The sequence below is a fragment of the Tunicatimonas sp. genome, assembly GCF_049647865.1.
Taxonomy (GTDB): domain Bacteria; phylum Bacteroidota; class Bacteroidia; order Cytophagales; family Cyclobacteriaceae; genus Tunicatimonas.
The window spans coordinates 1-22,253 of record NZ_JBARYM010000018.1 but is presented as its reverse complement, the minus strand read 5'-3'; the positions used below and the strand labels follow the sequence as shown (position 1 = coordinate 22,253).

Annotated in this window: 26 protein-coding genes and 1 tRNA gene; 13 read left to right on the top strand and 14 right to left on the bottom strand. The window is 41.1% G+C overall.

Going from position 1 to position 22,253, the window contains the following annotated elements:
• Nucleotides 1–243: 243 nt before the first annotated feature.
• The 3 genes from trxA to WBA23_RS00675 form a co-directional block, all read right to left on the bottom strand.
• Complete coding sequence (trxA, locus tag WBA23_RS00685) at nucleotides 244–567, bottom strand: thioredoxin (RefSeq protein WP_424580304.1); 324 nt, start codon at nucleotides 565–567, stop codon at nucleotides 244–246.
• An 85-nt stretch (nucleotides 568–652) separates the two neighbouring features.
• The gene (locus tag WBA23_RS00680; protein WP_424580303.1) at nucleotides 653–1,516 is read right to left on the bottom strand and encodes a nucleoside phosphorylase; all 864 of its coding nucleotides are present in this window, start codon (nucleotides 1,514–1,516) and stop codon (nucleotides 653–655) included.
• A 21-nt stretch (nucleotides 1,517–1,537) separates the two neighbouring features.
• Entirely contained in the window at nucleotides 1,538–2,173 is a 636-nt protein-coding gene (locus tag WBA23_RS00675; protein ID WP_424580302.1) for an acetyltransferase, read from the bottom strand.
• A gap of 82 nt (nucleotides 2,174–2,255) precedes the next feature.
• Here WBA23_RS00675 and WBA23_RS00670 point away from each other — a divergent pair, with 82 nt between their 5' ends.
• A complete protein-coding gene (locus WBA23_RS00670) occupies nucleotides 2,256–2,816 on the top strand; it encodes a L,D-transpeptidase family protein (RefSeq protein ID WP_424580301.1) in 561 nt (186 codons plus the stop codon).
• Between the two features lie 115 nt (nucleotides 2,817–2,931).
• Here WBA23_RS00670 and WBA23_RS00665 read toward each other — a convergent pair whose 3' ends face one another.
• Entirely contained in the window at nucleotides 2,932–3,861 is a 930-nt protein-coding gene (locus WBA23_RS00665; protein WP_424580300.1) for a glycosyltransferase family 2 protein, read from the bottom strand.
• 57 nt (nucleotides 3,862–3,918) lie between these two features.
• Complete coding sequence (locus tag WBA23_RS00660) at nucleotides 3,919–4,584, bottom strand: class I SAM-dependent methyltransferase (RefSeq protein ID WP_424580299.1); 666 nt, start codon at nucleotides 4,582–4,584, stop codon at nucleotides 3,919–3,921.
• Between the two features lie 372 nt (nucleotides 4,585–4,956).
• On the opposite strand from WBA23_RS00660, the gene bcp reads away from it, so the two are divergent.
• Nucleotides 4,957–5,406 carry a thioredoxin-dependent thiol peroxidase gene (gene bcp, locus WBA23_RS00655; RefSeq protein WP_424580298.1) on the top strand — a complete coding sequence of 150 codons (450 nt, stop codon included), beginning with the start codon at nucleotides 4,957–4,959 and terminating at the stop codon, nucleotides 5,404–5,406.
• Between the two features lie 730 nt (nucleotides 5,407–6,136).
• Here bcp and WBA23_RS00650 read toward each other — a convergent pair.
• The 7 genes from WBA23_RS00650 to WBA23_RS00620 all read right to left on the bottom strand — a co-directional run bounded on the left by WBA23_RS00650 (nucleotide 6,137) and on the right by WBA23_RS00620 (nucleotide 11,642).
• Nucleotides 6,137–6,622, bottom strand: coding sequence for a hypothetical protein (locus WBA23_RS00650; protein ID WP_424580297.1), 486 nt, complete (start codon nucleotides 6,620–6,622; stop codon nucleotides 6,137–6,139).
• 19 nt (nucleotides 6,623–6,641) lie between these two features.
• The gene (locus tag WBA23_RS00645) at nucleotides 6,642–7,172 is read right to left on the bottom strand and encodes a CIA30 family protein (protein WP_424580296.1); all 531 of its coding nucleotides are present in this window, start codon (nucleotides 7,170–7,172) and stop codon (nucleotides 6,642–6,644) included.
• A 69-nt stretch (nucleotides 7,173–7,241) separates the two neighbouring features.
• Nucleotides 7,242–8,192: a succinylglutamate desuccinylase/aspartoacylase family protein gene (locus WBA23_RS00640; protein ID WP_424580295.1), complete on the bottom strand. Its 951-nt coding sequence runs from the start codon at nucleotides 8,190–8,192 to the stop codon at nucleotides 7,242–7,244.
• A gap of 334 nt (nucleotides 8,193–8,526) precedes the next feature.
• Complete coding sequence (locus WBA23_RS00635) at nucleotides 8,527–9,339, bottom strand: class I SAM-dependent methyltransferase (protein ID WP_424580294.1); 813 nt, start codon at nucleotides 9,337–9,339, stop codon at nucleotides 8,527–8,529.
• Nucleotides 9,340–9,829: 490 nt separating this feature from the next.
• Nucleotides 9,830–10,249 (bottom strand): hypothetical protein, encoded by a 420-nt coding sequence (locus WBA23_RS00630; protein ID WP_424580293.1) that lies wholly within the window; start codon nucleotides 10,247–10,249, stop codon nucleotides 9,830–9,832.
• Nucleotides 10,250–10,291: 42 nt separating this feature from the next.
• Nucleotides 10,292–11,203: a mechanosensitive ion channel family protein gene (locus WBA23_RS00625; RefSeq protein WP_424580292.1), complete on the bottom strand. Its 912-nt coding sequence runs from the start codon at nucleotides 11,201–11,203 to the stop codon at nucleotides 10,292–10,294.
• A 178-nt stretch (nucleotides 11,204–11,381) separates the two neighbouring features.
• On the bottom strand, nucleotides 11,382–11,642 hold the full coding sequence (locus WBA23_RS00620; protein ID WP_424580291.1) for a YtxH domain-containing protein: 261 nt from the start codon (nucleotides 11,640–11,642) through the stop codon (nucleotides 11,382–11,384).
• Between the two features lie 325 nt (nucleotides 11,643–11,967).
• On the opposite strand from WBA23_RS00620, the gene WBA23_RS00615 reads away from it, so the two are divergent.
• The 10 genes from WBA23_RS00615 to WBA23_RS00570 all read left to right on the top strand — a co-directional run bounded on the left by WBA23_RS00615 (nucleotide 11,968) and on the right by WBA23_RS00570 (nucleotide 19,252).
• Entirely contained in the window at nucleotides 11,968–12,186 is a 219-nt protein-coding gene (locus WBA23_RS00615; RefSeq protein ID WP_424580290.1) for a YqaE/Pmp3 family membrane protein, read from the top strand.
• Nucleotides 12,187–12,234: 48 nt separating this feature from the next.
• A complete protein-coding gene (locus WBA23_RS00610) occupies nucleotides 12,235–13,059 on the top strand; it encodes a DUF1206 domain-containing protein (protein WP_424580289.1) in 825 nt (274 codons plus the stop codon).
• 14 nt (nucleotides 13,060–13,073) lie between these two features.
• A complete protein-coding gene (locus tag WBA23_RS00605; protein ID WP_424580288.1) occupies nucleotides 13,074–13,349 on the top strand; it encodes a DUF4235 domain-containing protein in 276 nt (91 codons plus the stop codon).
• A 166-nt stretch (nucleotides 13,350–13,515) separates the two neighbouring features.
• A complete protein-coding gene (locus WBA23_RS00600; protein ID WP_424580287.1) occupies nucleotides 13,516–13,725 on the top strand; it encodes a DUF2945 domain-containing protein in 210 nt (69 codons plus the stop codon).
• An 11-nt stretch (nucleotides 13,726–13,736) separates the two neighbouring features.
• Nucleotides 13,737–14,762, top strand: a complete 1,026-nt coding sequence (locus WBA23_RS00595; protein ID WP_424580286.1) for a DNA topoisomerase IB — start codon at nucleotides 13,737–13,739, stop codon at nucleotides 14,760–14,762.
• A gap of 162 nt (nucleotides 14,763–14,924) precedes the next feature.
• Nucleotides 14,925–16,223 carry a gluconate:H+ symporter gene (locus WBA23_RS00590; protein WP_424580285.1) on the top strand — a complete coding sequence of 433 codons (1,299 nt, stop codon included), beginning with the start codon at nucleotides 14,925–14,927 and terminating at the stop codon, nucleotides 16,221–16,223.
• 8 nt (nucleotides 16,224–16,231) lie between these two features.
• On the top strand, nucleotides 16,232–16,693 hold the full coding sequence (locus tag WBA23_RS00585) for a RidA family protein (RefSeq protein WP_424580284.1): 462 nt from the start codon (nucleotides 16,232–16,234) through the stop codon (nucleotides 16,691–16,693).
• A gap of 3 nt (nucleotides 16,694–16,696) precedes the next feature.
• The gene (locus tag WBA23_RS00580) at nucleotides 16,697–17,770 is read left to right on the top strand and encodes a D-TA family PLP-dependent enzyme (RefSeq protein ID WP_424580283.1); all 1,074 of its coding nucleotides are present in this window, start codon (nucleotides 16,697–16,699) and stop codon (nucleotides 17,768–17,770) included.
• Nucleotides 17,770–18,861: a dipeptidase gene (locus tag WBA23_RS00575; protein WP_424580282.1), complete on the top strand. Its 1,092-nt coding sequence runs from the start codon at nucleotides 17,770–17,772 to the stop codon at nucleotides 18,859–18,861. Before WBA23_RS00580 ends, WBA23_RS00575 begins: the two co-directional genes overlap by 1 nt.
• A 208-nt stretch (nucleotides 18,862–19,069) precedes the next feature.
• Nucleotides 19,070–19,252 carry a hypothetical protein gene (locus WBA23_RS00570; protein ID WP_424580281.1) on the top strand — a complete coding sequence of 61 codons (183 nt, stop codon included), beginning with the start codon at nucleotides 19,070–19,072 and terminating at the stop codon, nucleotides 19,250–19,252.
• Nucleotides 19,253–19,256: 4 nt separating this feature from the next.
• On the opposite strand, the gene WBA23_RS00565 is transcribed toward WBA23_RS00570, so the two are convergent.
• The gene (locus tag WBA23_RS00565; protein WP_424580311.1) at nucleotides 19,257–19,655 is read right to left on the bottom strand and encodes a group I intron-associated PD-(D/E)XK endonuclease; all 399 of its coding nucleotides are present in this window, start codon (nucleotides 19,653–19,655) and stop codon (nucleotides 19,257–19,259) included.
• Nucleotides 19,656–19,870: 215 nt separating this feature from the next.
• Entirely contained in the window at nucleotides 19,871–21,727 is a 1,857-nt protein-coding gene (locus WBA23_RS00560) for an ABC transporter ATP-binding protein (protein ID WP_424580280.1), read from the bottom strand.
• Between the two features lie 183 nt (nucleotides 21,728–21,910).
• Here WBA23_RS00560 and WBA23_RS00555 point away from each other — a divergent pair.
• Nucleotides 21,911–21,982, top strand: a tRNA-Arg gene (locus tag WBA23_RS00555).
• The last annotated feature ends 271 nt before the right edge of the window (nucleotides 21,983–22,253 follow it).

The following is a 22,253-nucleotide window of genomic DNA, read 5'->3' as shown; positions in this document are numbered from 1 at the left end:
ATGAATTATTCAGGAATACTTAATCTATACCTAATGGCTTTCCGGTTAAGAAAAGGCATCTGACAACACCAAAACCAGCACGCGCAGCGGCGAGCAGCGATTAACTTTTCATTGGTGGCAGAGAATAGGTATAGCATTAATTAAACTTTCTTTACGCAATGATACATTTTGTTACGAACTTTTCAAAAAATCTAATTGAAATGCTTGCATTTAGTATAAAAAGAAGTGATCCCGATTACATTATTAAGCTAACTGGGCATCTAGTTTTTGAGAAAGTACGCTCTTATTCACAGCACCAACCTGCTTGTCAACAATTTCACCGTTTTTGAATACTAGTAAGGTAGGAATACTACGGATGCCGAATTTCCCAGCTACTTCCGGGTTAGAATCTACGTCTACTTTTCCTACTACCGCTTTGCCATCATAATCGGTGGCTAATTCATCTACCACGGGAGCGATCATTTTACAAGGACCACACCACTCTGCCCAAAAATCAACTAGTACTGGCTGATCAGAATTTATAATTTCATTAAAATTGCTATCGGTAATTTCTAATGGTTTACTCATATCATTTATCGTTTAAATAGTAAATCTTTTAATCTTTATGCTTTTACGAAATTAAATTGAAATAGATATGGTTTTCTCCCTCGACTTATAAGGCTGATACTTCCGCTAGCACCTGCCCAATCATCCCCTGAATAGCTTTTTGCGGATTGGTTGAGAATTTTTTTGTAGCCCGGTGAGCTAAAATAGCGTTTACACTTAGCATTCGGTGCCCCAGAGGCTGTCCTAAAGCGTAGTATCCAGCGGTTTCCATTTCCATATTGCTAAGCTTACCCGAGGTAAACTGAAAGTTTGTCAATTTTTTTAAAAGTTGATTTTGTCGGCTAGCCAACCTTAGCTGCCTACCTTGAGGTGCGTAGAATCCAGGACAGGTAACCGTATTACCCAACTGAAACTGCGCTTGAAATATTGCGATCAATTCAGCATCAGCTTCAGCAGCATAAGGAGTGAATTCTAAATTAAGGGCCGATTTTAATTTCACGACTGCATCATGAAGCGATGGTGGCGTAGTGTAAGAGTAGAACTGCATTAATGTATCCAACCCAACAGCAGCCTGACTAATTAGTATACTATCTAGTGGAATATCTGGTTGCAATGCTCCCGAGGTACCTAATCGGATAATTGTTAGCGAACGTATTGGCTCTTTCGGTCGGCGAGTTTCTGCATTGATATTAACCAGCGCATCTAACTCAGTCATCAGAATTTCTACATTGTCGGTTCCCATTCCACTGCTAATCACCATGACCGAACGATTACCGATTCGGCCAATGTGAGAGACAAATTCTCGGTGAGCCACTTGAGTTTCTACCGTATCAAAGCATTGACTCACCATTGGTACTCGTTCGGGATCACCTACCGTGAAGATTATATCCGGTACCTGTTCGGGATGAAGTCCTAAATGATAGATGGAACCATCATTTCGGTAAATTAGGTCGGTTTCATTAATGAACACTAGTAGGAGGGTTCTATAGTTCTAAATTGGCTTTGCCGGATTTCCAAACACCGTCGCGCCGGCCTTTACTGGTTCTACCACAACCGAACCTGCTCCAATCCGGGCACCTTTTCCCACGGTAAGCGGCCCGGCAATGGTCACCCCCGCTCCAATAAAGACGTTATCTTCTACTGTAGCTCCCGAATGAACTACGCTCCCGGCCCCTAAGTGAACATACTCACCCAGCGTAGCCTCATAATCTACTACCGAATTACTCTGTAGAATACAGCCTTGTCCCACTTTAGCAAAGCTACCCACTGTTACTCCGGCATTGGCGAAAATACCGTAAGAAAAGTGAGCATTACTGGAGATAACCGCTTGAGAATGGATAGCATTAGCCGGCATTACTTTTCGCTTCTCATTCAGCATTTTAAAATATTTCTTCCGAACACTCTGCTCAGTTTCGGCTACAAACGCATCACACTTTTTACCAATGAGTTTTAAAAAACCGTGATCTTCGGTGTTACCCAGTACCGTTACTTCATTAATTTCAGTATTGTGCAGTTTTTCATCATCATCCAGAAATCCGTACACCACTACTTGGTTAGACTGAAAAATTTCTAAGGCAGCTTTACCAAAACCACTGGCTCCGAAGATAATGATCGGATTTGTATTCATAGTATTATGTAGATTTGTATAGTTTTTGAAGTAAGCATATCACAAACGAAGTTCTTACTAAATCCAAAGATAGAAGGTTCTAATGAAAGTATTGATAATAATTAGCGGTCTACTGATTTGTTCTTTATCTACTTACAGCCAAGATCAGCCAGAACAATTTATTAAAGTTTCGGTAGCTGATCAGAAATTATATTTAATAGAAAATGATCGGCCGTTGAAGCAGTATCCTGTGTCCACCTCGGTGTATGGTATTGGTAGCCAAGCCGGAAGCAATAAAACTCCGCTGGGTAAACATAAAGTGATTAGTAAGTTTGGCAACGGTGCTCCGCTTGGAACAATCTTTAGAAGTCGTATCAACACCGGGCGAACCGCTACAATTTACACTGATGATACTAACTTAGAAGAAGATGACGTAACTACCCGCATTCTACGCCTCACCGGACTGGAACCAGGCAAAAATAAGGGAAAAGGAGTAGATTCATTCTCTCGCTACATCTATATTCACGGCACTCCTGAAGAAGGATTGATTGGCCAACCGGCTTCTCACGGCTGCATTCGTATGAAGAACGCTGATGTAGTAGAACTTTATGATTTAGTGAGTGAAGGAACAGTAGTTTTAATAGAGGCTTCATCTTCACAATAATCAGCTTTTGTAACAATAGATATTTTAAAGTAGAAGTCGCTCCTACCTCCCCCTTTAAATTCCTTATCTATTCTTGCTGCTTTATATAAAATATAAAGGTTTGCACAAATAGTATTTATGTATTTTGAAGTTTATTTAGGCTTACCTCTTTTACTACAGAAATAGGCCTCTCTAATTGATAGGTTACTTTTTTTCTAAAATGACGCCAGTGAAGTCTTCTTAATATCTTGACCTGCTTAGAAGTTAAACTCTTCTTATCGCTAGTAAATACTGAATTCACATAACCATAAAGCATATAGCATGAGCCGATAAAATAAGGCGGCTCAAACATGTTGTACAGCGTTCGTAGTATAAAGTATATAGGATGATACCCTAGTTGGTAAGCACCGATACCATGATTAACACGACCTCTTGCCAAAGAGAACTTTCCCCCTATGGCTCGTGACATTCGGTACTCCGGTACTTGAAATACTTTCGTTTTCCACCCAAATTCAATCGCTCGTATATTATCGGCGCAGTCCCAACCTAACATAGTTGGTGGACCACCTATTTGTTCTATACAATCCTTATTATAAATCTTGAATTGGCCCCGAGAATGCCATGGAGGACTGTCATTATAAATCTTTTTCTGCTTACGAATACTATAAGGTGTACCTGAGACAATGCCGTAGTTATCCCCTTTTATTTTTTGCCAAATGGACTCAATAAAGGTAGCATCAAATTGGATATCACCATCGAGCTTAACTAAGTAATCATAGTCAATATGGTAGCTATCAATTATTCTTTTTCCTTTAAGAAGTAGCCTCACAATATGCCCCCCCAATTGATACTCATCTTGAGAGCTATTTGCAGTATTAGTTTGGTACTTCATGTAACTGAACTGACGGCTATAATTTTGGATAATAGCTGCTGTTGAGTCTGTAGACATGTCATCGATAAAAAGGCAGAATAATGGTTTAATTGTCTGCCTGGTAATTGACTGAATAGTTTTCTCTATAAACCTACTTTCGTTCTTAACCGGAACAACTATAACATACTTCATCATCTACCTACTTTACAGAGCTGCTAAGAAATATTTAAAATTTTAAGTAGCATATTAAGTTCAATCGGGTAGATTATGAGCAACGAATGATTTATTTATTCCATAAAACTTCTCCTTATATATCTTGCTGTTGGGGAACATAGATTTGAATTGCTTTAGAGATAATAGGCGCTTCTCGCGAATATTTTTTTTAGCAAAGCGAATGTCTTTTACTTTTTTTCCTTTGCTTAGTTTAGTTTTAGTAATGATAAATAATCGCCATTGAAATGGTAAGAATTGGAAAAATGGGATCAAATAATGGGGTTCTATAGGAAAATATAAATTTGGAGTTTGTATAAAATGGTATTTACTAAGCCGCTTAACTTCATTAGCCATTTTCACCTGATTATCTTCAGTAAATAAGTGCTCGATTACCGAGTTGGAATACACAAGATCAAAATGGTTGTCTGGAAACTCAACTAAATTTGTAGCGTCTCCTTCTACAGTTATAATATTCTCGCACGACAACTTTTTACTTTTAATATTTACGAGTGTTATATGATAGTCTGGATTATCCTGAAATCCACGCTTAGACCAATATGAGAAAGTGCCCCCAATATCTAGTATCTTCATAGGTTTATTTAGAGCAGCAATCTTTGATTTAAAAAACGAAAATCGCTTATCTCTAAATGAGTTGCCAACTGAAGCTTCATTATCATAATCTACTAATTGATCAAGAATTTTCACAATTTTTTCTTATTAGACGAAAAATATTATATATGTACTAATATATAAAAAAATAATTTAATATTTAAGTAGAGGATAATCATCCAGTGATTATCCTCTACTCATTGCTATCACTTATTAATTCAGTCTAAAACTCTCCGGCGAACTGATAGTCTGCAGTATGTCTGATAATTACAACCCATTTGCTCGGCTATACTCTTGATTGTAATTTCTCATAGCCCTCCAGTGCCTAATACTAACGATAATAAACTGTATGAATATTGGCTGTTTTGCTTCCCTTTGCTTTATTAATAATTGTTGAAAACTTAGTGTCTTCTGCCATTAAGATTTCGATCAAGTCTCGTATCTTCGCAACAAAACAAAGTATAGAAGATGGAATTACACGTTGGTGATATTGCTCCTGATTTTGAAGCGCTTAACCAGGATGGCGAAACTGTGAAGCTATCAGATTATAAAGGAAAGAAAGTAGTTTTGTACTTCTATCCGAAAGATAGTACCCCTGGCTGTACGGCCCAGGCGTGTAACCTACGGGATAACTATACTGAACTTCAGCAGGCTGGTTACGAAGTAATTGGAGTCAGCCCCGATGGGGTAAAATCTCATCAAAAGTTTATTGAAAAGCAGGAATTACCTTTTACCTTAATCGCTGATGAAGATAAAACCGTAAATCAAGAGTACGGCGTGTGGCAAGAAAAATCTATGTATGGTCGAAAGTACATGGGGACTGTTCGCACCACATTTGTGATCGATGAAGGAGGAAAGGTTGCGGACATTATCAAAAAAGTCAAAACCAAAGACCATACTGCCCAGATTCTTGCTTAAGCAATGAATTGTTAATTAAAGCGATTTAGGTTTACCGGAGAGTGACTCTAAACTCTAATGACAGACAAATTTTATTATATAAAATTATACTCCTCAAACCCGTTTTGAAGATTGTGATCTATGCACGGAAAGTAAATAATAGAGTTTACTCCACTATTTAGCAAAATACTTACCTTTTCTGCAAAATATTACATACGTAGGAAATACGGCTGGATAGCTTTTTCTAAGGAATAGTGAACAGCTAGTATTGTACTCAATAACTATCGCCTTTTCTCAGACCACATAAACCCAAAAATAAAGGCGAATCCCATTCAACATTACTGGAAAGACAACCCAAACATGTCAAAGTATCTTAGGTGAGTTAGGATAAGTAACATTAGCCTTACTTGCTGATACAGTAAACGGAGTATACGATTTCATTATATCTGCTAAACTAATCAAACCAACGTCCATTATTTATTTTACTAAATAATCCGTAGTAAGCAGAAGTAAACCAAGCAAAACCCGGAGGTGAAAGTCTTCGGGTTTTTTGTTTGATGCTAACTTATTCTGTCTGTGTCGAAGCGAAGTAACTACTAGACTTTAGCCCGCGTACTTTTTTTTAGAAGTGTTAGCACTTAGGGAAAACCCTACAGACATTACAGTGATCAGTAGTTACGCTATCATCTAATTGAGAGCTCTCCATTCTTATTTTTCTTTCAGAAGGTACCTTTAGATGAATAAGATATTCCTAGCTGCATTGCTTAATCTTTTTAAGTTGATTTTTATACCAAGTTCCGGCAATCAATATGGGAACAATGCTGATCGGAACCATCCAAATTATAGGTTTAGCTACGTAAAGGATAAGCCAATTTTCAGGCAGACTATGCCCAATAGCTTGATTTATTAATGCGAAAGCAGAAGCTACTCCAATTGAAAGTAATACTACGCTAATAGCTGTAGTATAGCATTTCCAGTAGCTCTTTTTCCCTTCCATAAGTATGTCTACAGCTAGTTTTCGCCCTAGCAGGTACGAAAAAAGTAGTGTGCTAAAAACGAATACGATAACAGTAGGCAAGCTAATCGACCCTAAAATCTCATCTAAATAAGTGAGCGATCCGGTAGATGAGAGCAGAAAGGTCAATAATAGGCAAAGTGCTACGAGTTCGGTAACCAATGTTACTTGGATGGCGAACTTCCCCCCTGCTTGCTGAGTCTTTAAAATTGCATTAGCCATTATGGATCAAATTATAAGCTTATTCTAATACTGTTTTCTCAATCATTAATTTAAATGTTTCTTCCCTTTTATTCCCTATCAAAAAGGCTATTTCTTCCATGTGGTCTTCATGAAAATTGGGTTGGTCAAGTTTTCTTCCTCTGAATGCCGGGTACATATCTGCTAGCGAGATGGCAACTTCTTCCCATTCGCCGGAGGTAATAAAAGTGGCTATGTAAGAATAGTAGTCTTTAGCATTAGCTTTCACCCTAAACTGGTATTTTTTACCATCACCCCGCAATTTGATACGAATAGTCGTACGTGATTTTATCGGCAGTTGATTGAAGCGATAGCGTACGGAAGAGAAGCCACCATTGTTTTCTAATGAAACCTCTCCGGCGAAAACTCCGAAGCCCTCCTCATTCACAGTGAACCTTCCCGAAGATACTCCACCCATCACCCCATCATCTACGACCCTCCAATTTTGAATGTCGGCATTCGTGGTAAAGTCAAATATTGTTTGTGAACTCATTGGAGTAATTAAAAAGATAATGCATAGTAAGCGGATCATAGCTGTGATTATTTCACCTACGTATACTATTTGATATATGTAAAGGTTAGATCATGACCGCAAATTAGATTATTCTATTTCTCCAATGACCGCCAATGTTTCCCCTTTATTTACTGGTGGTGTACCTATTATTAGCAGAATAATTCCTGGTTTATCGACATAAATAGTATCAAGTACCTGTCCGAAGAAGTCAGTTATGTAGCCCAGTTTCATTCCTTCAACAACGTACGCTCCAGCTGACTTGGCCGGATAAAAGATACCTTGGTGTATACTGCTTATAAACATTCTCTGGTCAATATGTATGGTTTTTTGGTTAGAATCGCTAAGAAGTTTGTCAGGCAACATCTGTAAATGATGGAGTAGATTTAGTACTCCTTGTTCTATTTTATGCGTTAATGATGGGGTTGCCTTACCGAGTTTGCCACACTCGATATCAACAGAGGGGATGTTTCGTTTAAATGCTTCAGCCGAGCAGTACAGGCTAGGTTGGTCTTCTTCCATGTACTCCTTACCATTAGTGTTAAACCTAATTACATGATCAAAACCTAGAGCAATAGCCATTAATTTTCCTTGTTGAGAACTACTCACTTGCTCAGCATTATCGTAGTAAGCGGCATAAGGCATTAGGTCTTCCGATGCATCGCCTCCGTGGATATCCAGGAAGAAATCGGAACGGGCAATGACCTGAGTGGTGATAATTTCTGCTATCTGTTCAGTCATCGTACCCAAAGCGTCGCCCGGAAATACCCGGTTCAGGTTTTTACCATCTATTGGATTAACAAAGGGAGAACGCTGAAGAAAGCTAGGAACGTTTGCAATTTGTACTATAATGATAGTGCCTGTTAGCTGATCTACATTAATTTGTTCAATTAATTGCTGAGCGGCCATAATAGGCGGATACTCATAGCCGTGTACCCCCGCCGTAATGCCTAGCGTTGGACCATCTTGGGTACCATGAAAAATTGTTATTGGAATGACGGTAGATTCTTTACCACTAGCTATCGGAATAGTTACGTGCATTTTTGTGCCCGGTTCTATGGTTTCTTCAGCAAAAGTGAATAAAGACTGTGCTAATACATTATGACTTATGCCGCAAAGAACTAAAAGAAGAATAACTTTTATATAAACCATTGTATATGCTTTGAGAATGTAGTTAGCACATTATCATAAAACTTTCTAAACAGAGATTACTAAGCAAACTTTTACAACTGACTAAGTACTATACCAGATTCCATAGCGATGAGAATCGATGTTCTTGTCTGGCAGTACGTAGTATTATGCAAAATACGCTCGCCTCCCCCCTATAGAAAAGTACTCCCATTTTCGGTGATACTATAAGTATCACTAATGCACTTTACTTAGTAGCTACTACATGAACAGTAGGAAATAAAAAGGGAGCAATACGTCGTCGGAATTGAGCTGGCACGTTTTTAAACAATCGCTCGGTCATACGGAATACTCCAAAAGGGATTGGAACCCGAATACCATATAAGAACCAGTAGCATTGATAATGACTAAAATTTGCTATTTTCAACTGCTCAACGGTAGCGGTGAATGTATTTTCGTTCAGATGAAATCCGGTAGGGGTATCTGTAAAAAAGCGCGAAATATCTTCTGGTCCTCGATAGATGTGCGGATAGCGAAACGAATACTTCCCGCCCCGAGCTAGTAATTGATGGGCTAAAGCATAGTGCTCGGGCACATCTTCAGGGTGCAAATGCTCAATAAACTGATCACTAAATATGACATTAACCGTGCCCGAAGGCATATTTAAATCATAGCCATCGTACACAATCAGCTCAAAATTGTCGGGACGAACCCAATTGGGATCGGCTTGATCGGAGATATCCATTCCGTAAACTTGCTGTACGTGGTCAGCTACGTAGAAACAAAACTCGCAGTCACCCGGAGCAAATTCAGCAAAAACAGTTCGCTCACTAAGTAGATTGCGCACCATTTTTATTTTATTTCTATTGCGCTTAAGATTGATTTCCGGATTGGAACGCTTGGTTAAGCGAGGGTGATCAGGCACCTTTTCAAACAGTTCGTCGTACATTACTCGGAATAGTAGTTTCCGCTCTTCCCGATTAGATTTTCTTAATTTATCAGCTAATGCTCTTTCTACCTCGTAATGATTTCTAACCTGTTCTTTAGTTCGGGTTGGCATATCGATAGGTTTTATCTGTAGTAGCTAGTTTGGGAGCAATACCGCTGAAGTACTTCTTTCTTCTACGCACAAATGCCGATAATATAGTGACATTTCTTCTATCTCACAATTTGAGCTTTCTTGACAACTGTAATAGAAACTAAATAGATTATTGCTAACACGTGAATAATCAATTTATTGCCATCATTTGCTCTGGACATGGGGGATGATAAACTTTGTAAAGTTAAGACCAGTAGGCGAATAGTCTTTTCACTTACCCACTTTTGAAAATTAAACATAAATTAAACTTGCAATGAAGCACACTACGACAGTTCAATTATATTAGCTAAATATTTAACTGCCGTTTGTTCTGAGTTACTATTAAAATAGCATCTGATATATTGAGGCTTTCATAGAAGCTAATGTTTTCAACCATGGGGAGGAACAAAAAAAACAGGTCATCCGAAGATGACCTGTTTTTCTCATTTAAACTGGTAAATAGCAGTCGCTATTAGTTCTCTATTTCATTTTCTACTTCTTCAGCCTCTCTCTCAAGATTGTTAAAGGATTCATTCACACCTTCTTTAATATCAGCCCAGCTAGCAGCAGTAGAGTTCTTAATGTTATCTAGCTCGATCTTCAACCCATCAATTTCTTCTTGGTATTCTGCTTTAGCTTCACCTGTAGCGCTTTCCATATCTTGCTCTAGCTGTCCAATTTTATCATTCAGTTTGGTTTCCCATTCTTCCTGTTCAGCTTCCCAGTTGTTAGAAACTTCTTCTAACTCATTACCGGCATCTTCCATAGCTTCTTCAGTTTCATTAGCTGCCTCATTAGTAGCGTTCTGAGTAGAGTCACAAGCAGTAAATACTGCTAAAGAAAATGTTCCTGCGAAAAAGTAAGTAGCTAATTTTTTGAAATTCGTTTTCATAGTTTTAAAAAATTAAATGTAAAAAGTTTGATTTAACGTTGATTAATTGGTCGGTTGACCATTCTGATGATTAATTGTCATTTCCGAAAGTTTTTCCCCGCCCTTTATTCCAAAGTCCAGCGTTCGGATTGGGAATGGTATTACAATATCATTTTGATCATAGGATTTTTGAATAGCAATAATGGCATCACTCTGCGCTTGTAAAAAATCAGGTTGATTAGGCGATCTTGCCCAAAATCGAACCGTAAAGTTAATAGAACTACCTCCAAATTCGTTATAAAACAGCGTAACGTCTTTACTCTGGTCTATACTATCTAATTCACTAAGCGTTTCTACGGTTAATTTTTTTACTTTTTCTAAATCATCTCCGTAAGAAACTCCCACTGCTAAGTCAACACGCCGATCTTTCGTTCGCGTATAGTTAACTACCGGGTTCTCAAAAATGTTCTTGTTAGGGATTAATACATCCAATCCTTGAAAAGTAGTAATAGTTGTAGTACGTAAGTTTATGTCACTCACCTTACCAAAGTAGTCAACGCTTTCGATCGTATCACCAATTCTAAACGGTTGCCTCACCGCAATAAGAATTCCTGAAATAAAGTTGGCGGCAATATCCTGAAAAGCAAAACCTAACGCTAAGCCTATTATACCTACCCCCGCTAGTAAGGTAGCCACTGTATCTTTTTGCCCCAGAACCCCTAGGGCAATAAATATTCCAGTAACAATTACGGCAACATTAATCAAAGTGACTAATAAATTGTTGACCGCCTCATTAGCTGATACTCGGCGTAATACTTTAGCGACTGTGCTACGGACTAATTTGGCAAGAAGCACAAATAGAACAATGACCAAAATGGCCATCACTAAATTAGGCAGACTCGCAACAAAAGATTTAACCCATTCTTCTAGCGTACCAGTAACTAGCCCCCACAAGTTCTCAACATCAAAATTCATAGTACGCTTAAGTGGTAAAAAACTTAACAGCGCAAGAAGACAAAAAATATAAAAAATGAAGATTTCATGAATGTCTTCAATCGATCGCTTTTTTTATCTCTCTTGCTTACAATCCGCCATTTAAAAAATAGAGGACGCTTAAAATTTTGCGCTGCTAATTAACTTAAATTTAATTTTCTTAGAAGTTGATGTATCGCTTCTTCTTCTTAGCTTGCTTCAGCGATTTCTGACTCTTTTTAGAATAGTCATCAATGGCTTGGCTAACAGAATCTAAAAGGTTGTAAATGCCTTCATTTAAAGATTTTTCAACATCAGAGCGAACGCGCGTGCCCTCTTTGTTTAGTTTTTTTCGGGTGCTATCACCTTTGTCAGGTGCCATTAATACCCCTGCCGCGATTCCAGCTAATGTTCCAGCAATAATTCCTGATAGTAATCTCATAGATAAAAAAAGTTTAAAAGGTTCAACCATGTATACGAAAATCCTGTGCCAAGTTTCGTTTTATACCTTTTTTCTAACATTTTAGCTAAAAAAACCGAATTCTTACCCTTTCAATAAGAGGAAAGCAAGGGATACTCTACTATTTTCTGAGAAATTTTTTCTACGCTTTGGGGAAGCCTATACTTTTCCTCTAAATGAAGTCACCCCCAATTAGGGCAGAAGTCATAACAATAAGACAATAAAATTTTAAGGAGGTAAAATGCGCCCAGGCATCAATTGAACAGCATTTTGCCGGATAGCTCTCTAGCGAGAATACTTTGATCTTATGTTTTGGCAAGATATTTCATTTAGCTACAATGAAATATTTTTTGAACCTAACATACTTTTTAATATGTCACTTTTAACAATAATCCTAGCTATTATATTACCGCCACTAGCCGTATTTCTACAGAAAGGTATTTCTGGATCATTCTGGCTCAATGTTCTTCTTACCTTAATTGGGTGGGTACCTGGTGTAATCCACGCATTTTTTACTTTAAAATAATTATGCCCTCAGGTTAATCCCTGGGGTTTACTTTTAACTTCCAATAATATGAATGTAACATTAGATCAATCTAAAGACGAAGCCTTTAAAAAGATAGCCCGGGTAGGAATGTTTGCCAAAGGAGTTGTCTACGTAATTTTAGGGGTGCTAACTGCTATGTATGCTTTTGGCTCCGGTGGACAAAAAGCAGGAAAAAGTACTACTTTAGAATTCGTTTATCAACAACCTTTTGGAAAAATATTATTGGGAATATTGGCTGCCGGACTTATTTGTTACGTGATCTGGCGATTTGTTCAGGCTTTCCGAGATCCTGAAGACAAAGGAGATGATAAAAAAGGAATAGCCAGTCGTATTGGATATGCAGCCAGTGGCGTACTTTACGGTGTATTCGCCTACGAAGCAATACGCATGTTACTTTCTAGTGGTAGTTCAGGTAGTGGCGGAGATCAAAAAGAAACAATAGTTGCTATGCTTTTGGGGCAACCTTTTGGTCAAATATTGGTTGGGATTGTAGCGGTAGTATTTTTTGGTAAAGCAGCTTATCAAATTTATCGAGCAGTAAGTGGTAAATTTGCAAAAAAGATTCAGGATAGCGAGTTAGACCATAGAGTGAAAGATGTTCTGCGTAAAGCAGGTTATGTCGGATACATTGCCCGCGGTATTGTAATTTCAATTATTGGCTACTTTTTTCTACGAGCAGCTATTGAATCCAATCCGAATGAAGCAGGAGGTACTCAACAAGCGTTTGATTTTATTCAGTCCAGTGGCACCTTTGGAAACATCCTCTTAGGAGTTATTGCTATTGGCTTAGCTTGTTATGGTGTCTTTATGTTTGTGAAAGCTCGCTACCGCGTGTTGCCTAGCAGTATTTAATCAACCAAATAGACATGAGTTTACTAGAAAGAATTAGAGAAAATTTTGATGATGAAGAACAATTAAATAACTGGGTTATTGGGGGAGCCTCTATGATTAGCGCGGTTTTAGTTCGCCGAATTGTAGAATTTGGCTGGCGTCAAGCTACTCGTGAGGAACCACCAAAAAATCCAGCCGATCATGATGTTTCCATTCAGCAAGCTTTAGCCTGGACCCTCATAGTAGGAGTGGCTTCCAGTTTAGTCAAGCTACTGATTAGGCGAAACATTACCTGGGATGTTCGTAAGTAGTAAAAACTTCAATTAAGAGCACATTGCCATATGGCAATGTGCTCTTTTTATTTGATGTGCAAGCCAACATATACTACCTCTTTCCAGTTTAGTAGTAGTAACTTTTTAAATGTGGGCGATATGTAGCCGTACACTATAATATTTTTAAGCTAAATTTTTTAGACAGATGATACAGAAAGGATCACAGGTTAAATGGCAATGGGGCAATGGAGAAGCCCAAGGGAAGGTAACTGAGTCTTTTACTGAAGAAATAACCCGGACCATTGATGGTAGTGAAATCACTCGCAAAGGCGAATCAGGAAATAAGGCACTACTTATTGAGCAAGAAGATGGTTCTCAAGTACTCAAACTAGAGAGCGAAGTAGACAAAGCTTAGGTTTATTTATCATGGGATTTCCTTTAATGGGCGGGTTCCCGCGCGACTTAATTTACCAAGATGACTCCCAGCCGGGCTATCTACGCAAAAAATGGGGACGAGGTCACTCGTACTTCAACGAGCAAGCCAAGTTACGCGAAAAGAAAACATTAGGTTGGATACGATCATTAGGAATTCCGCCTGATTGGGATAACGTCTGGATATCCAAAGACCCAAACGGGCATCTGTTGGCTACAGGCTACGATGCTAAGGGAAGAAAGCAATATTACTATCATCCTATTTGGTCTGAATACCGCAATCGAGCTAAGTTTGATAAGCTTAAGCTATTTGGAATGCAGTTGCCGCTAATTAGATTAAAAGTAAAAAAAGATTTAAGGAAAAAGGGTTGGCCTAAAGAGAAAGTATTAGCCCTCATTATTCAAGTGCTCGATGAATTCGGGATTCGGATTGGTAATGAGCAGTATAAGCGAGAAAACGAAACTTTTGGCTTAACTACCCTGCGAAGAAAACATTTGGAGTTTGAAAAAGGTAGTGCCTGTTTAGAGTACCGGGCCAAAAGTGGTAAATACCGCAAGATTAGTATCCAGCGCAATCAATTGGTTCGGTTAATCAAGCGATGCTCAGAGTTGCCGGGCTACGAAATTTTTAAGTACCGGGGACAAGATGGTAAATATCACCACATCCGATCTCAAGACGTAAATGAGTATCTTCAGGATGTTGCTAGTAACTATTTTACCTGTAAGGATTTCCGTACTTGGCATGGTACTATCACCGCCATAGAGAAATGGGAAGAGGCTAAAGAGTTACAATTAGAAAACCCTAGACTAAAGTTAGAAACAACGATTATCAAGCTAGTTGCTCAAGAGCTTGGTAATACCATTAGCGTATGTCGCAAATACTACATACACCCCACGGTGTTAGATGTGCTATTGGAAGGTGCTTTGGAGGCTGAAATGAAAAAAGGATTGGATATAGAACCTCAATTTTTGACTCAACTAAACGAATACGAAGTAGCCGCGCTAAATATCATTAGCTAACGAATTAAGGACTCCCTCACTGTATACCTCATTGTATTTAAGATAACCCTTACTCTACCGTAGTAGAATATCCATGTAGTCAATTAGGTTGATACGCTTTGTTTGCCCCGCCCATTCCATTTCGCTACTTTAGCGACCTTATAACAGTACACTATTCAACTGATGGTATTTCTTCCTATCGTTTTGGGCATTATCATGCTCATCCTTCTGGTAACCGTAGTTAAGCTAGATACCTTTATTTCTTTTGTGCTGGTATGCCTATTTGTAGGATTGACTGGAGGCCTAACGGTAGCGGAAGCGGTAGATGCTATTCAGCACGGTATTGGCGATACGCTGGGTTCGCTAGTCATTATTTTAGGCTTCGGAGCTATGCTGGGCAAGCTGGTAGCCGAAAGCGGGGCGGCCAATAAAATTACCAATCGTCTGGTAGCTGCCTTTGGTCTCAAAAATATCCAATTAGCTCTTATCGTAACGGGCTTCATCGTAGGGATTCCAATGTTTTACACAGTGGGCTTTGTCATTCTGGTGCCCCTGGTCATCGCTATCGCTGCCAATACTAAGTTACCTCTGCTGTACGTAGGGCTGCCGATGCTAGCTTCCCTTTCCGTAACCCATGGGTTCCTTCCTCCCCATCCGGCTCCTACTGCTATTGCCGAGATGTACGGGGCTGATCTAGGCCTTACGTTGATCTACGGAATTATTACTGGAATTCCGGCTATAATAGCGGCCAAATTTCTGCTACGAAAAACGATGCAACGCATTCAACCTAAGTTGCTTAAAGAGTATGTAGTAGAGACCGATGATCGTTACCCGGTTCCTTCTTTAACCATCTGCCTATTGGTAGCCCTACTACCCGTTATTCTGATTGGCGGAGCCTCGTTAGTGAGTACATTTGCTCCTCATCCAATCATCACCGCTCTAGGTAATCCTGCTATCGCCATGCTGCTATCAGTGCTGGCTGCCATTTATTTTCTGGGAGTCCGAACGGGGCGCGATATTGCAGAGGTAACAAAAACATTAGCGTCCGCCGTTTCCAGTATCGCGGTCGTACTGCTCATTATTGCTGGGGCGGGAGCGTTTAAGGCAATTATGGTAGCTACGCAGGTGAGTGAACAAATAGGAGAAGTGCTGGGTGGCTTGGGAATGTCTCCGCTAATTCTCGCTTGGATTATTGCTGCTCTAATTCGGGTAAGTGTGGGATCGGCCACGGTTTCAGCTCTTACGGCGGCCAGTATTATGCTACCGATGGTAGGTGCCCAAGGGGTATCCCCCGAACTGCTGGTATTAGCTACCGGAGCTGGGAGCATCACCTTTTCACACATCAACGACGGGGGCTTCTGGCTGTTTAAAGAGTACTTTAACGTAAGCATTCGCGAAACCCTACTGTCTTGGACAGTGATGGAAACTACTGTATCTATTGTAGGATTAATAGGAGTTCTTATTCTCGATCAAATTATTTAAACCATACTATGACCAACGTAGAAAAAAGAATTCAGGAACTAGGGTTACAGCTTCCTCCCGCGCCCCCGGCTGGAGGAGTCTACAAGCCGGTAATCATTGTAGATAAAATGTTATATGTTTCCGGACAGGGACCCGTCAGAAGCGATCAATCGTTAATTAAAGGAAAGCTAGGGTTAGATTTAAATGCAGAAGAAGGGTACCAGGCTGCACGGCAGGTAGGTCTAACTATGCTATCCACTATCAAGGATCAATTAGGCGAGCTAAGCACCCTAAAGCGGCTAGTCAAAACAGTAGGAATGGTTAATAGTCAACCAGATTTTTACGAACATCCGCGAGTTATCAATGGCTTTAGCGATCTAATGGTGGAAATATTAGGTAATGACCTTGGCAAGGGAGCCCGCAGTGCGGTGGGTATGATCTTACCAGGAAACATTGCGGTAGAAGTGGAAGCAATTTTTGAACTTTACTAGCCTATGAACCAGTGGTTTAAAATATCCAACGCCAACGAGTTACTGTCTCCGGCCCTGCTATTTTATCCCAACCGCATTGATGCAAATATTGATCGGATGATTAGCATTGCCGGATCAGCCCAGCGGCTTCGCCCCCACTCTAAAACCTATAAATGCCGCGAGATTATTGAAATGCAACTCGCTAAAGGCATCCGAAAATTCAAGTGTGCTACGCTGGCCGAAGCCCAACTGCTAGCTGAGAGTGGTGCTTCGGAAATCTTACTAGCCTATCCAATAATAGGTCCTGCGCAAGATCGTCTGGTAGCACTTACCAAGCAGTATTCCCGGATTAAGTTCGCTGTACTGCTTGATCATCAAGAACATATAGCGCAATGGGGCCAGCGCGGAGTTTCTATGTCGGTTTTTATTGATTTAGATGTAGGAATGCACCGTACAGGTATTGAAACAGAGGCTGCTACCAAACTTTTTAAGCAGGTTCAGCAAAGTGATCTCTCATTTCAGGGTTGGCACGCTTACGATGGTCATTTACGCCAGAGTGCTCCTGAGGAAAGATCCAAGGCGACACAGATAGGAATGGCCGGATTAGATGCGCTACTGGAGCAAACCCAAACGCAGTCGGCTGAGATTGTTTGCGGAGGCAGCATCACTTTTCCCATTCACGCTCGTCACCCTGAGCGGCAGCTATCGCCCGGCACTACGCTGCTATGGGACTACGGCTACTCTCAGTTTACGGATCTGCCGTTCGATATTGCCGCTTGCCTCTTTACTCGCGTAATTAGCAAGCCCGGTCAAGGACTGCTTTGCTTAGACTTAGGTCATAAAGCGGTAGCTTCCGAAACGAAAGGGGCACCGGTATATTTTCCTCAGTTAGCCGACGCAGCGATTACTACCCACAGCGAAGAGCATATGGTTGTCCGAACGACTCAGGCCGATCAATGGAACATTGGCGATGTTTTGTACGGCTGGCCCTGGCACATTTGCCCTACAGTAGCATTGCACCAACAGGCAGGAATTGTGACTAATCATCGCCTTAATAGCTTTTGGGAAATTACCGCCCGCCACCGAATCTATCAATAATGAAAACTGCTCCCTCACCTCCTCTTATCTTTGATGCCCACCTAGACTTATCTATGAATGCAATGGAGTGGAATCGTGACCTACGGTGGACGGTGCGCGAGATTCGGACGTGGGAACAGGGGATGGCAGATAAGCCTGATCGTGCCCACGGCACAGTGACTTTTCCCAGCCTGCGCGAAGGAAATATTGGGGTGGTGGTTGGTACCCAAATTGCTCGCTATACTAAAAAGAATAACGCAATGCCGGGTGCTAGTTGGAATTCGCCTGAACAAGCCTGGGCTCAAACGCAGGCGCAGTTAGCCTGGTACCAAACGATGGAAGAAAATGGACAGATCACGGCGATTGTAGACAATAAATCATTGGACGCTCATCTGGCCAACTGGAAGGAGAACCAACAGACAACCCCGATTGGCATGATTCGCAGCCTAGAAGGCGCAGATTCTATCATTAGTTTTCAGCATCTGGAGCGGGCTTACGAAAGCGGGCTTCGAGCGATTGGTCCCGCCCACTATGGGCCTGGCACCTACGCTCAGGGTACAGATGCCCACGGTGGAATTGGTGAAAAAGGACGCGAATTGCTGCGGGAGATGGATCGCCTCAATATCATTCTGGATACGACTCACCTATGCGATGAAAGCTTTTGGGAGGCATTGGATCATTTTCAGGGAGCAGTTTGCGCGAGCCACAACAACTGTCGGGCATTAGTACCGCACCATCGGCAGTTTTCAGACGAACAACTCCGGGTGCTTATTGATCGGGATGCTGTGATTGGAGTGGCGCTGGATACCTGGATGCTGACCCCCAACTGGACTCGAGGAGTATCTACCCCAGAAGGTGAAAATGTTAGTTTGGAAACCGTAGTTAACCATATTGACCACATCAGTCAATTAGCGGGCAACGCTAATCACGCGGGCATTGGCTCTGATTTAGATGGCGCATTCGGCACGGAGCAATCGCCCCAGGATGTTGATACTATCGCTGATCTTCAAAGAATACCCGGTATACTTGCATCACGGGGATACTCCGAAGAAGACATTGCTAATATCTGTTCTCTCAACTGGATTCGCTTTTACCGAGCGGCTTGGGATTAACGCTTTTTTCTTTTCACAAAAAAGCGTTCAAGTAGTAAAAATTGGTGGCTTTAAAATTTTGTAGTTACTACTGACTCCAGTAACCTCAGCGGAGCCAAATTCTGCAATTTTACTTTGGTTATTGCATAAGTCATCTAATGCTGTTCTTCTCACTTCGTTAATTATACTTCCTAATTTGAAATAACAGAAAAGGCAGTCATAAATAAATATGACTGCCTTTCCTTATGTGATCCATTCAGGACTCGAACCTGAAACCTACTGCTTAGCGTACCAACTACTGCTTTCGCAGCTCCGACTTAGTCGGATTTGTGGTCTGGACCATATCTTCGCCGTTTCAGGCGTGGTACGTATGGCCTCTACGGAACCCCCAAATAATCATTCGCTAAATTAATTCCTTACATCTGATTATTTTTAGAAGTCTTTACCCTCAGTGTAATTGTCCTTCCAAACTGGGTATGATCAAAATAGTAACACATATCAGTTTTGGGACAGTAGACGGCCACTATGTCGAAGCTATCTTTCTTCCAATCTACCATATATGTACCATTTTTGTCAGCCCAAGAAGACTGGAACCTTACGGAAATTGTTCCGGTAGCCGACAGACTTCTGGTCTTAACTTGTATTCTCTTGCATCCATTTTCATTGCATGCTACCAAATCATAAGGAGCATGCTCCGTTAGTGGGATACAGGGAATATACCCTTGTTCAAAGATGTTACATTGAACCTTTAAAACTCCTAAGTCACCTAGCGATTTAGTATGGTGGGTTTTTATTAAACCAACCAACCAACGCACGGGTAGTACAAAGGTTTCCTCGGTATTGCCATTGGGCGACACTATCTAACAATTCAGTTCGCTTTCCAGGTTTCACCGATACAGTACCATCCACTTCTTAGGTTTCTGTTTCCCTAAGAAGGCTCCTATAACTTAAAGGCAGTTGCTCTATCCAGTTGAGCTAATGGACCATCATAGCGCAAATCTAAATATTACTAATGGAAGGAACAAACAATCTATAAATATCCCTGGGCCTGGAGGCTAAATAGTTCGGCATACTTACCGTCTTGAGCCAGTAGTTCCTCGTGGGTGCCAATCTCGCGCAATTGTCCTTCCTCTAACACCAAAATTCGATTAGCCATCCGGACGGTAGAGAAGCGGTGGGAAATTAACACTGCTGTTTTTCCGGCAGTCAAGTCGGAAAACCGCTTAAATACTTCGTATTCAGCCCGAGCATCTAGTGCTGCAGTAGGCTCATCTAGAATAAGTACCTGGGCATCGCGCATATAGGCCCGACTGATCGCAATCTTCTGCCATTCCCCACCGGATAGGTTTACTCCGTCAGCAAAACGACGACCAATCATTTGGTTGTAGCCCTGCGGTAGTTTCTGAATTACCTTGCTTGCCATACCTCGGTCGGCAGCAGTATCGATTCTAGCTAAATTCTGGCGCTCACTAATGCTACCTACCGCGATGTTGGTAGCGGCGGTCATTTGGTAGCGAACAAAATCTTGAAAAATTACTCCAATTCCGGCGCGAAGTTGACCCGAGTCATATTCCCGTAAGTCTTTGCCATCCAGCAAGATACGACCTTCACTGGGATCGTAGAGGCGAGAGATAAGTTTGATCAGCGTCGTTTTTCCCGCTCCGTTCTCCCCTACTAATGCTAATTTCTCTCCAGCTTGCAGCGTAAAGTTTAGTCCCTTTACCGCCCATATTTCAGTATTAGGATATTTAAATCCTACATTCTCAAATACAAAGCCCTGCTGGATAGGCTGAGGGAAGTCTAATAAGGATTGACTTTTTCCGTTTAGCTGCTGCTGAGATAGTGGCTTCACCTCAAAGAAATCGAAGAAATCCTGTAGATACAGTGCGCCCTCAGCCATACTCGAAAACTGATTTAGCACCGACTCGAGCTGACTGCGTAAGCGGGCAAAGGAGCCTGCTAAAAATGTTAAATCGCCAATACTGAGTTGGCCGTTAACTGTCTGTAATATAATTAGTACGTAGGCACCGTAGTATCCGGCACTGCCGATAGTTGCTAGGGCACTACCCCAGCGGGCTCGGGAGATCGAGATTTTTCGGTTCGCTTGGTAGTATTTATCGGCCAACGTAGCAAATTGACTGACCAGATACTCTGATAAGCCAAATATCTTAACTTCTTTAGCCGTTTCGTCGCTAGCCCCAATAAATCGGTAGTAGTCTAATTCGCGCCGCTCGGGGGTCCACTGGCGGTTCAGCGAGTAGCTACGCTCGTTGAAGTGGGTTTCCCCCAGAAAAGCCGGAATCACTGCTACGGCTATCAAGACAATCAGCCACGGACTTAAGGCGATAAGCCCAACCGCCAGAAAAGCAATGGTAATAAGACTCTGAAACTGCCCTAGTACTTGCGACATCAAACTAGTACGTCGGTTAGTCTGTCGACGAGCTCGCTCCATTTTGTCGTAGAAATCAGCATCTTCAAACTGCTGCAAATCTAGCGTACCCGCGTGCTGCATCAGGCGTACCGAAGTTTCGTTAGCAAACTTATCTCCCAATAAACTATCCAGTAAAACTGTGGAGCGGTTAATGGCATCAGATACTATGGCGATAGCAAACTCAATTCCGATGAGGGTGAACAAGTACGTTAGGTCGGTTTCGCCCGAAGTTTGCGTAAGACGCACCACCTCATCAATGATAAGTTTACCAATGTAGAGTGTGGTTACGGGAACCGCTGCTCTAATGATACGTAGTACTACATTAGCAGTGAACAGCGTAGGGCTAGTCTGCCAGATTAGACGAAAGAACGGCGGTATAGTCCGCAGAGCACTAAATCGCTCTTTTATTGATAGTTTTTCTTTAGATGAACTTTTGTACTGAGTTTTTTTAGCCATATGTTGTGTTCCAGACTGATAGACGGACTACCCATTTGAAAATTGTTAACTGACCCCACTTATTATTGGTTCTGTACTTAGGAGGCAAGTAATTGATCGTCGTAGTTGATTTTACTACCTTTGGGATACCAAACATTTATCAGTCATCCTTTCTGAGGTTGATTACAACTCACCGCCTTCACTGGCCCCGTAGTTCAATGGATAGAATAGGGCTTTCCTAAAGCTTAGATGCAGGTTCGATTCCTGCCGGGGCTATTTTCTTTTTTGTAAATTACTGTGTATCAGTATTCTGAACAGATCTTAGCTTGATTCAATCGCGATTTCAAGGAATAATAAATTTTAACCATTACTCTAAAGCGGAACGCTTTAAAAGTTAAAAACCCAAAGGCCCTTCGTATTGAGCTTACGTTTATTGTTGACTCCTTTAATCAGACTGGCAACCCTCGCCTTTAAGTTTATAGCATAGTAAAGTTCTAAGAAAGTAGCAGTCGCTACTACTCCATGAATATGTGGGTAACTTCGAAGG